Raw genomic sequence first — 12,442 nt, 5'->3', positions numbered from 1 at the left:
ATCGGTTTATTACAAGCGATGAACTCACTTAATTTTTGTTAAACATGACAAACTTCAATTCCGTCATTTCTTCCGTTGCATATTTCACACCTTCACGCGCGATGCCACTTTGCTTCACACCGCCATACGGCATATGATCTACCCGGAATGTCGGGATATCATTAATCATTACACCGCCCGCTTCAATGTCATCCACAGCTCGAAGTGCCGTTTGAATGTCATTCGTGAATACCCCAGCTTGAAGTCCATACATAGAGTCGTTAACATGCTGAATGCCTTCTTCTACGGAATCAACCTTGTTAATCACAACAATCGGTGCAAACACTTCCTGACAAGAAACCTTTGCATCGCGTGGCACATTCGCAAGCACGGTTGGACGCAATACGCCTCCTTCAGCCTCACCACCTGCGACCACGGTTGCCCCTGCCTGTTTCGCTTCTTCAATCCAGTCCAGAGTACGTTGTACATCCTTAGATGTAATGAGTGCTGATACGACCGTATCCTCGTTCAGCGGATCACCGATCACAACCTGTTCAGCAGCTTCGGCAAAGCGCTTAATAAATGGCTCGGCAATCGACTGATGCACATAGATGCGCTGTAACGAAATGCATACCTGGCCCTGATATGTGAAAGCTCCCGTAACGCTGCGCGGGATGACCTTGTCGAGATCCGCATCTTTGTCTACAATGACAGCCGCATTGGAACCCAGCTCCAGCGTAACACGTTTCAGTCCTGCGTTGCTGCGGATGTTTGTTCCTACGGCCGGGCTACCTGTGAAGGTAAGATAAGCTACATCCGGATGGCTCACAAGTACATCGCCAATTGTTTTACCATCACCGCTCACCACATTCAGTGCTCCGTCTGGCAACCCTGCCTCTTGGAGCAGGTTTGCGATGTAATAGGCAGACAGCGGAGTCTGTTCCGCAGGTTTAAGCACGATGGTATTTCCAGCAGCCAGTGCGGGTCCAACCTTGTGAGCAACCAGATTCATCGGAAAATTGAACGGTGTAATGGCCCCAATCACCCCCAGCGGCTGCCGCATCGTATAACCAATACGACCTTCGCCGCCTTTTGCCGCATCCATCGGAACGGTCTCTCCAGTCAAACGTTTTGCCTCTTCGGCAGCAAACCGATAGGTCTCGATCGTACGATCAATCTCGCCTCTTGCCGCCGTGATCGGCTTTGCCGCCTCTAATGCAACGATGCGGGCTGCCTCTTCTTTACGTTCCTCCAGCATGGCCGACAGCTTGTACAGCAAGTCTGCACGCTGATGTGCAGGCATTTGGCGCATCGCTTTACGTGCCTTCACAGCCGCCGCAATGGCGGCTTCAGTCTCCTCCGCCGAGGCCGAAGCCACTTCTGCCAGCGTTTCCCCGGAATAAGGTGCTCGAAGTGTTGTATAGTGTACCGATTCGGTATACTTACCGCCGATAAACAGATGTTGTTTTTTCATAAACGCATCCTCCGTTCCCGTTCATTCGATTCGCGAGTAACTACCATCCTTACATAACTCTACTCTAGTTATACACCATTTCGCCCTCTTCCACCCAGTTGACGAAACGATATAAGTTACTCGGTACTGGTTGTTGGTAGGGCCGTGCGGTGGATGATCTTTAGAAAAATCGTTGCTTTATTTCACCGTCAGTACCGGACATTCGGCATGCTTCAGCACACCATGACTGACACTGCCGACTACAATCTCAGCCAGCACACTTTTGCCACCGGTGCCCATCACAACCAGGTCACATTTCCGCTCACTCGCCATCCGGCAGATTTCAGTTACAGGATCACCTGCAACCAGCAATGTCTCGTAGTCCACACCGCGACCAACCATTTGTTCAACCACTGGCTCTATAATGTGCTTCCCCTCTTCAGCGATACGTTCCTCCAAATCAACGCCAAGCGCTGGTTCGTTCATTGAGATAGAAGGATTCACATGCATAATCGTCAGACTGACAGGATGTTTCATCTGTTCAGCCAGCATCAGAGCCTGTTCCAGCGCCTTTTTCGCATGATCCGATTCATCTACAGCGACCAATATTCGTTTTAGCATACCCATATCCTCCAGTCTGTTTATCGGTTCTAAACATCTACATCTATCCACGCGTTGCGCTCGTACTAATTTCCTGTAGGCATAAACCAACTCTTAATGAGCTGTGATGGACGCATCAATATCCCGCAGGTGACGACGACGCATCAACAATACAGCAACACCGATCAGCACCATTAACGCACCGAAGTAAAACGGCGTTTCTGGCAAAAACCATTCAGACAATTTACCCGCAAGCCAAGGGGCTAGTGCACCGCCCATAAACCGCACAAAACTGTACGCCGCAGAGGCTACGGAGCGCTCCACTGGAGCGGCCTCCATCACAGCCGTTGTGATCAACGTATTGTTTATTCCAAGGAAAATCCCTGCTACGATCACCGCAACAATAACCGTCACCGATGAGCCCATTACCGTACCCACAGCCATCACCAGCAAGTCCAGCGCAAACAACGTGAGCATGACACTCATGGAAGGCACGGAGCCAAATCGGCGCTGCAGCTTCGGTGCCACAAAGACGGACGTAATCGCCAGCATCAATCCCCATCCGAAGAAAACATACCCAAGGCCGTGTTCGTCCAGTTTCATGACATAAGGGGAGTACGCCATCAACGTAAAGAATCCAAAGTTATATAAAAAGGCGGTTATCGCCAATGTTTTCAGTGAAGGGTACCCGAGCGCTTTGAACGGATCGGATAACGTGCTGCGTGTTTTCGGTTTAGCCATTTTGGGCAACATAAACATGATGCTGATAAACGCAATTGCCATCAGTACAGCTACCCCGTAGAACGGGCCGCGCCAAGAGATCGAACCCAGTTCCCCGCCAAGTAGCGGACCAACGGCAATCCCTAGACCCAGTGCTGCTTCGTATAAAATAATAGCCTTGGCTGTCCCTGACGTGGACAAGCCAACAATAGCTGACAACGCGGTGGCGATGAACAAGGCATTCCCGAGTCCCCAGCCCCCGCGATAACCAACCAGCGCTCCGACCGTGTCCGATGTACCGCCAAGGAACGAAAATACAATAATCAGCAATATACCGCTGAGCAGTGTCCATTTCACGCCAATCCGGCTGGAAACCACACCCGTAATCAGCATGGCGATCCCTGTTACCGCGTTATAGCTGGTAAATAGCAAGGACACCTGGCTTTTGGACGCATGTAGCTGATCCGCAATGGCTGGCAGAATCGGGTCAACTAAGCCCAGGCCCATAAACGAGATGATACAGGCGAAGGCTACAGCCCAGACTGCTCGTGGTTGGGACAGCAGACCTCCACGGGATGAGGGAAATTCGTCAGGTAGTGATGGTTCTCTTTTCATAGGTCATTCCTCCGATGTAATGTGTAATGTTGAGACGGTGAAAATAATTAAGAACAATTGATTAGTTGTATTTTCATGAGTTTTCTTGTTTTTTTTCAGAAAACGAGTTGCAAAAACAGCACAAGGACACCGGAAATCCCGGTGTATTGCATTCATCCATACTGCTCTGCACTCCCACATAAAGACTTGCAAAAGCTCCCTATGCGTATCTTTTCACTTCGGCTTCTTGTTGCCTTCTCTGTTGGCTACTCGTCTTAATCTTCGTTTCTCTCACGAGCGTTGGCTTGCAACGTCTGTATGCCCGTTCTAACGCGCCCACGAAGCTCCTCCAGCTCCTGTTGTACAGCATGAATGCTCTGAAGCTTCTGCTCCAGCAACTGCAACTGACCATCCAATGTGGCTTCCATCAGGGTGAGCTTTTCGATCCGCTCTTTCACCTCAGTGGTCTGCTGATAGTCGAAACGTTGCTCGTTCAGCACATCTGTCGTAGCTACATAGGCATGAAGTTCTTGTAACGAAAAGCCAAGCACCTCTTTGGCTCGAACCACTTTTTTCAAATAGTCGATGTCATCCTGTGAATATAGCCTCGTTCCGCCGTCTGTCCGCTGAGGTGAAGGCATCACACCAATCTCTTCGTAATATCGAATGGTACGCTTCGTCAGTCCGCAGGCTTTGGCGACATCATCAATTTTGAACAAATTCATCGACTCCACCTCGCTTATATGTCATTAATATTATGTACATAATTATATATAATTCTAACGTTAACGTCAACGTTAGATTTTAGCTTGGAATTTAACCGTTAAAATGATAGATATAATCGATCATTCCATTCCGTATTTGAAACAGAAGCAGAAAATAAAGACAAAAAAAGACCCGCATCCGCGGATCTCGGTGATAATACAGGTCATTAAGCATGTTGCTCTGCATGTACTTACTGACATTACTTGTTCTGACCTTGTCTTATCTTACTTTCCTTACTCATCTCACTTCTCTTATTTCTCTTGCTTGTCCTGTTCCTGCTGTGCCCTTTGCATTTGCTTCAAACGGCCTTCCACCCGGGTAAACAGCCTGATGGTATAGAAACCAACAGCGACTAGACTCAGTACCAACGCACGCACATCCGTAAGCCAGAAACCGATCACGCCAAAGGCGGTAATAATAACTCCAAATTGCATCATCAGTGCCGAACTGTACCGCTGCGCTTCTTCCCACAGCGCCCGGTCGCTCATTGCACGTGGTGTACGATACCCATATATTCCGTTAATTTGTTTTGGCGGCTTCTTATACACCATCAATCCCAAAATGAAATAACATACGCCGCATATAATCCCCACGAATGCTCCTGCCAAAATACTCGCTCCTTCTTTTCACTTTAGCTCTCAGGCCAATTCGGTTCACAGTCTGCCATAAATAAAGTAAAACGGCTCTACGTATATACGCAGAGCCGTGCTGTACGTTTCAAACCATTTAAACGTCCTTAATTCGTAGAACCCGCATCGCATTCAGTACCGCAAGCACCGTCACACCCACATCGGAGAAAACAGCTTCCCACATGGTGGCGATCCCGAATACACCCAGCAACAGAAAGATTGCTTTGACTCCCAGCGCAAATCCGATATTCTGCCAGACAATGCGGCGTGTACGCTTCGCAATACGGATGGCACTGGCGATTCTGGACGGTTCATCCGTCATGATCACCACATCCGCTGCTTCAATTGCTGCATCCGATCCGAGTCCGCCCATGGCAACACCGACATCTGCACGGGCCAGCACGGGTGTATCGTTAATCCCGTCACCGACAAAGATCATTTTTTCCTTCGGTAATTTGTTTTGTTCCAGTTGTTCCAGTCGTTCGACTTTATCCTGCGGTAGAAGTTCGGCATGAACCTCATCCACGCCAAGCTGGCGTGCAACTGCCTCGCCTACCGCTTTGGCATCGCCGGTCAACATGACCGTTTTGTGTATGCCGAGCTGCTTGAGTGCCTCTATCGCAGACGCTGCATCTTCCTTCACTTCGTCCGCAATAATGAGGTGTCCGACATACTCTCCGGCTTCAGCTACATGCACAACCGTTCCTACCGTTTGCGGCTTCGTATACATGATCCCTGCCTGCTCCATCAACTTCGCGTTGCCTGCGAGCACTTCCTGACCGTTCACATTTACTTTGATCCCATGTCCGGCTACTTCGTCATATCCATCCACACCTTGCAAGGGAATATCTTTCGCCCAAGCGGCACGAATGGATTCCGCAATCGGATGATTGGAGTTTGCTTCGGCAATCGCGGCCAGCTTCATCAGTTCCTCTTCCGTATGCGTACCTTCAGGATGAACAGACGTGACTTTGAAAACACCTTTGGTTAATGTGCCCGTTTTGTCGAACACTACCACTTTAACGTCATTTAGAGCTTCCAGGTAATTACTTCCTTTGACCAGAATACCGTTACGCGAAGCTGCACCAATCCCGCCAAAGAAGCCAAGCGGAATCGATACAACAAGTGCACAAGGACATGAAATAACGAGGAACACCAGCGCACGATAGATCCAGTCTGCAAACGTTGCACCGCTAAGTAGCAGTGGCGGAACGAAGGCAATCAGAGCAGCGAGAATGACCACAACAGGTGTGTAATACCGGGCAAATTTGCTGATAAAATGCTCCGTTTTCGCCTTGCGGCTGCTGGCATTCTGCACCATATCGAGGATTTTGGATACGGTGGATTCACCAAAGGTTTTGGTGACCTCTATGGTTAACATGCCGTTTTTGTTCACAAATCCGCTGAGTACATCACTTCCAGGCTCCAGTTCCCGTGGAACAGATTCCCCCGTCAACGCGGATGTGTCTACCATGGAGCGGCCTGCCTTTACGATACCGTCGAGGGGCACACGCTCACCGGCTTTAACCACAATCCGGTCGCCAATGCGAACCTCTTCCGGGGAGACACGCCGCGTTTCCTCCCCTGCTCCCGTGAGTATATTCGCATAATCCGGGCGAATATCCATCAGGGACTGAATCGACTTGCGCGAGCGATTCACTGCCATGCCCTGGAACAGCTCTCCGAGCTGATAGAAGAGCATGACCGCGACACCCTCAGGATACTCTCCGATGGCAAACGCACCTAGCGTGGCAACCGTCATCAGGAAGTACTCATCAAACACCTGACCGCGAATGATGTTTTTGAATGCCTGTAGCACGATATCGCCACCAGCGATGAGATAAGCCACTACGTATAGCGCAAGCTGTGCCCAGCCATCGAGCGGTGACCAGATCGCTGCGGCCAGCAACACAGACCCCGTAGCAAGGCGGGCTAGTAACGTTTTGGTCTGTCCGGCACCATGCTCATGTGAATGCCCTGCATGAGCATCACTGCCTTCGGCGTGATTATGCGTATAGCTGTGATCATGTCCATGACTGTGTCCATGATCATGAGTATGTCCATGTGAATGTTCATGTGAATGAGCATGGCTCTGATGTTGATGCTTATGCGTGCCACCCGCTTGGCTTACGTTCGTGTGGGCAAGACTACCCGACCCTTTTTCCGAGATACGAATATGTGGCTCCAGCCGCAACACCTTGCGTCTCACTTCCTCCACTACCTGCTCTTCCATATCGGAGTTGGTGTACATGGATAACGTTTTGGTTACAAAATTAACGGAGCATTCATTAATGCCCTTAATTTTACTCACACCATTTTCAATCTTCAGTGCACAGTTGGCACAATCCAGTCCGTCAAGCAGCAGTTCCCTTTTCACCTGTTCCTGTTCGGTTCCCATGTGAATTCTCCCCTTTGCAGTCCGAAAAAAGTTGAACTAAAGGTATTACACGAGCACTACGATGACAGAATAACCTTCCAATCGCTGTTATCCCCAAATTTCTTTTATCCCTTTCATCTTCAGAGGGAAATTTGGTGATAAAGGCGAACGCTCCGCTTTTCCAGGTTTTTTCTGTCCTCTCCGTTTTTGTGTAAAAAATAGTTCATCTTTTTTTATATAATCTTGTATTTAATGATATATGAGCAATCATTCATATGTTCAATTAACCCTATTATATGCATGCCCAAACCGGAGTGTCAACACAAGGTGTTGATTTTGGATACAGAATATGCAGGGCGTGTCTGAAAACGCTGAAGGAAGCAGATTTTGCCGAATTTTCGTTCCAAGCCAGGAAGTTTACCGCAGGCGTGCCGGGGCACGTCAAGGGAAAGTGACGCAGAAGGGGGCGAAAAGGCGGTAAAAGATGCACTTCAGTCGGTTTCAATACACTCCCTATTAGTAATCATTTCGCTTTAGGCGTTTTTTGGATATAATAGAGCTATCAAGTTGTTAAACATAGGCGGTGATAGGAATGGAACAACCGGTTAAAGCTCCACATGATTGCGATGATGCCTGCTTAGGTACGGAAGCCGATGTGCAAACCATTCGCACCTCACTTATAGATCGGGAGACCTCTTCCGAGATGGCGGATTGGTTCAAAGCATTTAGTGATCCAACACGTCTACGTATTATTGATGCACTGTTACAGAAAGAATTATGTGTACATGATCTAACGGTATTGCTCGACATGGGTCAGTCAGCCATCTCCCACCAGCTGCGCTCTCTCCGCAACATGCGGATTGTGAAGCGTCGCAAGGAAGGCAAGACCGTTTTTTATTCTTTGGATGATGCTCACATTGAGCAGATTTTCCTGCAAACGCTCCAACATATCAAACACGGCTAGGATACTGCCAGCCTGTTCAAACCAACAGAAACCCCCGTCATTCGGCCTTATGCCGATGGACGGGGGTTTCTGTTGTGTAAGGGAACCGTTTTAATAGTTACAGCAAACGGTTATTGTTCGGATCATAAAGACCCGACTTATCTTTGAACATGTTGAATATATGTGACACCACCACTTTAAGTACCGCGTATCCCGGAACCGCAAGCAGGATGCCGACTACCCCGAACAAGTTCCCTGAAGTCAGAATGACAAAGATAATGGTGATCGGATGAATTTTGAGTGTTTTACCCATGATCTGCGGCGAGATAAGTTTACCTTCAATCAACTGTACAATTGTCCACACGGCAATCATTTTCAACAACATCACTGGCGAAGTCACCAGAGCTACAATCAAAGCCGGAGTAATCGCAATTGCTGGACCCAGATAAGGTACAACACTCGTGAAGGAAGCAATGATTGCAAGAATCAGAGCATAATCCAAACCAATGACCATGTACCCGATGTAAAGCAACACACCGATACAGAAACTAACGATAATCTGTCCACGGATGAATGAGCTGATCTGGTGGTTGATATCATGCAACACATGCATGGCACCGGTACGACTTTTGATTGGCAAAAAAGACAAAATCTTGTCCGGCAACTTCTTGCCGTCTTTGAGAAGATAGAACAAGATGAATGGCACGGTTACGATAGATAACACGGTCTCGGTAAATGCACCAAGGAACCCGCCAAGCTTCGTCCAGGTAGAATTGAGGATCTCGGTAGCTTTCGTGGAAATCGTGCCCCACCAGTCCTGCCAGTTCATGTTGATCGTATCTTGCACCTGGCTGAACAGCTTATTGCCTGTCAATTCCTCGAATTGTTCCCTTACGTTTTCACTGTAAGTCGGGAAATTGGCGATCAGCCCCATAATCTGATTACGTAGCACAGGAATAACTGCCAGCACCACAATAGTCAAGATGCCACCAATGGCAAGATAGAGAATCAGTATCCCCCAGCCTCGCTTGATTTTCCATCGTTCCATCACATCCACAAGTGGATTGAGCAGATAATAAAGGATACCCGACAGAATAATAGGCAGAAGAATTGTTTTGAGTAACACCGCTAGCGGATGGAACACAAAGGATACCTTGGTCAGCACCATAATGTTCAGTCCTACCAATAGCAGAACTAACAGAAACAGCACAAATTTGTTGTTCAGAAAAAATCGTTTGAATCGCTCAGGCCACACCCGAGTTTGTACCTCAGGTTGTTGCTCAGGTTGCTCCATAGGCTTGTCGTCCTCTCTTATGTATCTTTCTTCCGTTATAATCACCTTTCTGCCTGACGGGTACAATTAACTCTTGTACAAGCCAACATATGTATAATACTCCCGATTTATACGTATGAGCCCGTTGACCGTTTCAAATTCGGCAAGTAAAGTCATTTTACCCCAAAATGCATAACCTGCCCCACACCGACCAATTGAAAAATTCCCCATACAAAAAAACGATCCACCTCTGCTTGGAGGCGAACCGTCTCTCTCTGATCCGATGCTATTCACATTCTTCTGTCATATAAAACCTTTATACGTTTCCCGCAAGCTGTGCGATCAACTCATACGAGTGCAGACGTGCTTGATGATCATAGATCATCGAGGTAATAATCAGTTCATCTGCCTGCGTCTGGCGAATAAAGGACTCCAGCTGGCCCTTCACTTTCTCCGGTGAACCGTTCACCGCAGCTTTCAGTGTTTGAGCTACAGTAGCCTGTTCGCGTTCTGTCCATTTGTCATCCATCACAGCTGGCGGCTGTACAAGCCCTGTTGTGCCGCGGATGATGTTCAGGAACTGTTGTTGCATCGTCGTTCCCAGCCACGCAGCCTCTTCATCGGTATCTGCCACCACGGCATTCACCCCTACGATGACATAAGGCTCCTTCAGACTTTCCGACGGCTGGAAGCTATTGCGGTAAGTATCCAGAGCAATTCGGGTATAATCTGGTGAGAAGTGGCTGGCAAAAGCAAACGGCAATCCCAGCTGGCCTGCCAATCGTGCGCTGAAATCACTGGAGCCCAGCAGGTAAATCGGGATGTTCAGCCCTTCGCCGGGCACTGCGCGTACGGGTGCATGATAAGAAGTTGCCGATGCATCAAAGTATGCACGCAGTTCTGCCAGCAGCTCTGGGAAATCTTCTCCGCTGTTCAGATCTTTGCGTAGCGCAACGGATGTACGGCGATCACTTCCGGGCGCACGGCCCAGACCCAGATCAATGCGTCCAGGATACAGGGATTCAAGCGTACCAAACTGCTCTGCAATGACAAGTGGTGCATGGTTCGGCAGCATAATGCCACCAGAACCTACACGAATGGACTTCGTCCCACCCGCCAAGTGTCCGATTACAACCGAGGTTGCAGACGAAGCGATGCCTGGCATGTTGTGATGCTCAGCCACCCAGTAGCGATGATATCCCCAGCGCTCGGCATGTTGTGCCAGTTCCAGACTGTTGCGAAGTGCAATTGCAGGGGTTGATCCCACGACAACGGGAGCAAGGTCAAGCACGGAAAGTTTGACGTCAGTGATATGTTCTTTATGTTGATGTTCAATACTCATTAAAGTTCATACTCCTCTGTGAATATATTTTTGTATATCCAGATATATAGATATAAATAAACAACATTTTGCTTAAAAAATGAAACATAACTCTTATGTTTCGAAGACAGATTCTTTTCATACATGTAGCGAAGAAAGCCGGGAGTCCATGTGGTACACACCACGTGTTCTTACAACCTCTAGCCGTTCACATCCGGACGGAATCTCCTGCTTGCTGCGTATTGCATCCTTAGCTTCCGTTCCGGCATCCGGCTTATAACTCATGTTGTACGTACTCGGCAAAAGCCTGTATCGTTTCTTCATTGCGTCGATAGTACGTCCATTGTCCTCTGCGCTCCGATAACAACAACCCTGCCTTGAGCATCGTCAACAAATAGCTGGAGATTACAGACTGTGCCAGTCCAGCCTTCAATTGAATCGTGCCAACACAGATCCCACTCTTACCGCCATCCGGATGCTGGGATAGCTCGAGGGGGGAGAAGTGCTGCTCCGGGTTTTTCAGCCACAACAGGATCTGTCTGCGTGTCTCATTAGATAGTGCTTTGAAAATGAGTATAGGTTCCATGGGTCGATTATACCCCCTTTTTGACCTTTTGCCAAACCCCATAAACTAACAAACCGACTCATCAAGAGTCGGCTTGGCAATTCACATCTGATCAATTCCATGTTAGAAACGTGTTGTTACCGTCTGTTTCACTTCATCCAGCATGGCTTGATATGCAGCATCATCCAGATAACCAATACCACCGAAGAGCAGATGGCCTACCGGCTCGATTCCTACAAAATCAAAAATCCCTGTGTCGGAAGTCAGCTGGAGCGCATCCGTCATACCGATCTGGTCATACACGTCCTTCGGCGTTCCGTGTGTACTGATCATAACACCTTTTTTACCCGTTAACAGTTTCTCGATTCCTGCCGCTCCAGATGCATAAGCAAATCCGTAAGCAAACACCCGGTCAACGTATCCTTTCAGAATCGCCGGAAGCCCCGTCCACCAGATTGGATAAATAAACGTAATAGCTTCTGCCTCTGTCACATATTTCTGCTCCGCTACGATATCTTGGGGAGTCTGTCCTGCACGCATTGCAGCTGTATCCGCCTCAGTCAGTACAGGCTGAAAGCCGAGTTGATACAGATCACGTACAACGACCTCATGCCCCTCTGCTTCCAGAGCAGTTACGGCTGCAGTCAAAATGGCTTTATTGAAGCTGTCTGTGTGTGGATGAGCGTATACGATAAGATGTTTCATGTTTTATTTCCTCCTCAATTGCAATTGGGTTCAACAAATTTAAAGACGTCTGACAATCATAGACAGCAAATTCTCCAACTGCTCCGACTGCTCTTCAGACAGATCGGCATAGATTATCTGATTAATCTGATTCGACACTTCGCGGAAGATCGGCTCAAGCTGCTTCCCTTGGTCCGTTAGGCGAATCATCGTTACCCGGCTGTCTTCAGCGCTCTTGCTACGTTCGACATACCCTAGCTTCTCCAGCTTGTTGACGAGCACTGTTACTGTAGGCTGCGTACGCTGAACACGTTCAGCCAGCATTTTGATCGACAATGTCTCTTCCCGGTACAGAAACATCAGGACATCTCCATGAGAAGGCACAATGCCTGTTACCTCATGCTGTTCCAATTCATGAACAATTCGTTTGTTCACATGATCTCTGATTCGTGCAATCATTGCAAAAGCGTTGTGTTTTAACATAAATGTATTATACATAGATATCTATGTATTTTCAACTCCTCATTTTTTAGACTATA

Annotated in this window: 13 protein-coding genes; 1 reads left to right on the top strand and 12 read right to left on the bottom strand. The window is 48.2% G+C overall.

The annotated features are described in order from the left end of the window. Positions 1-28 precede the first annotated feature (28 nt). The 6 genes from ACT89M_RS03190 to ACT89M_RS03165 all read right to left on the bottom strand — a co-directional run bounded on the left by ACT89M_RS03190 (position 29) and on the right by ACT89M_RS03165 (position 7,138). Positions 29-1,453 carry an aldehyde dehydrogenase family protein gene (locus ACT89M_RS03190; RefSeq protein WP_308723475.1) on the bottom strand — a complete coding sequence of 475 codons (1,425 nt, stop codon included), beginning with the start codon at positions 1,451-1,453 and terminating at the stop codon, positions 29-31. A 177-nt stretch (positions 1,454-1,630) separates the two neighbouring features. Beyond that, positions 1,631-2,053, bottom strand: coding sequence for a universal stress protein (locus tag ACT89M_RS03185; RefSeq protein WP_253497672.1), 423 nt, complete (start codon positions 2,051-2,053; stop codon positions 1,631-1,633). 93 nt (positions 2,054-2,146) lie between these two features. Continuing rightward, positions 2,147-3,367: an MFS transporter gene (locus ACT89M_RS03180; RefSeq protein ID WP_154892178.1), complete on the bottom strand. Its 1,221-nt coding sequence runs from the start codon at positions 3,365-3,367 to the stop codon at positions 2,147-2,149. A gap of 254 nt (positions 3,368-3,621) precedes the next feature. Continuing rightward, positions 3,622-4,071, bottom strand: a complete 450-nt coding sequence (locus ACT89M_RS03175; RefSeq protein WP_308723474.1) for a MerR family transcriptional regulator — start codon at positions 4,069-4,071, stop codon at positions 3,622-3,624. Between the two features lie 291 nt (positions 4,072-4,362). Then, positions 4,363-4,719 carry an SdpI family protein gene (locus ACT89M_RS03170; protein ID WP_251511690.1) on the bottom strand — a complete coding sequence of 119 codons (357 nt, stop codon included), beginning with the start codon at positions 4,717-4,719 and terminating at the stop codon, positions 4,363-4,365. A gap of 118 nt (positions 4,720-4,837) precedes the next feature. Next, positions 4,838-7,138 (bottom strand): heavy metal translocating P-type ATPase, encoded by a 2,301-nt coding sequence (locus ACT89M_RS03165; RefSeq protein ID WP_308723473.1) that lies wholly within the window; start codon positions 7,136-7,138, stop codon positions 4,838-4,840. Between the two features lie 571 nt (positions 7,139-7,709). Here ACT89M_RS03165 and ACT89M_RS03160 point away from each other — a divergent pair. Next, on the top strand, positions 7,710-8,081 hold the full coding sequence (locus ACT89M_RS03160) for an ArsR/SmtB family transcription factor (RefSeq protein ID WP_090924908.1): 372 nt from the start codon (positions 7,710-7,712) through the stop codon (positions 8,079-8,081). 97 nt (positions 8,082-8,178) lie between these two features. On the opposite strand, the gene ACT89M_RS03155 is transcribed toward ACT89M_RS03160, so the two are convergent. The 6 genes from ACT89M_RS03155 to ACT89M_RS03130 all read right to left on the bottom strand — a co-directional run bounded on the left by ACT89M_RS03155 (position 8,179) and on the right by ACT89M_RS03130 (position 12,386). Then, a complete protein-coding gene (locus tag ACT89M_RS03155; protein WP_090924907.1) occupies positions 8,179-9,354 on the bottom strand; it encodes an AI-2E family transporter in 1,176 nt (391 codons plus the stop codon). Positions 9,355-9,649: 295 nt separating this feature from the next. Then, entirely contained in the window at positions 9,650-10,675 is a 1,026-nt protein-coding gene (locus ACT89M_RS03150; RefSeq protein ID WP_308723472.1) for an LLM class flavin-dependent oxidoreductase, read from the bottom strand. A gap of 117 nt (positions 10,676-10,792) precedes the next feature. Then, positions 10,793-10,939 (bottom strand): hypothetical protein, encoded by a 147-nt coding sequence (locus tag ACT89M_RS03145; RefSeq protein ID WP_221791523.1) that lies wholly within the window; start codon positions 10,937-10,939, stop codon positions 10,793-10,795. Continuing rightward, positions 10,929-11,240: an ArsR/SmtB family transcription factor gene (locus ACT89M_RS03140; RefSeq protein ID WP_123066816.1), complete on the bottom strand. Its 312-nt coding sequence runs from the start codon at positions 11,238-11,240 to the stop codon at positions 10,929-10,931. The genes ACT89M_RS03145 and ACT89M_RS03140 overlap by 11 nt, the downstream gene beginning before the upstream one ends. A gap of 102 nt (positions 11,241-11,342) precedes the next feature. Then, positions 11,343-11,924, bottom strand: coding sequence for an NAD(P)H-dependent oxidoreductase (locus ACT89M_RS03135; protein WP_154960752.1), 582 nt, complete (start codon positions 11,922-11,924; stop codon positions 11,343-11,345). 39 nt (positions 11,925-11,963) lie between these two features. Continuing rightward, positions 11,964-12,386 carry a MarR family winged helix-turn-helix transcriptional regulator gene (locus ACT89M_RS03130; RefSeq protein ID WP_221791533.1) on the bottom strand — a complete coding sequence of 141 codons (423 nt, stop codon included), beginning with the start codon at positions 12,384-12,386 and terminating at the stop codon, positions 11,964-11,966. Positions 12,387-12,442 lie beyond the last annotated feature (56 nt).

This window comes from Paenibacillus sp. NN59, from assembly GCF_057597225.1.
Note: the sequence above shows the minus strand (reverse complement) of the source record. Positions and strands in the feature narration are given on the sequence as shown.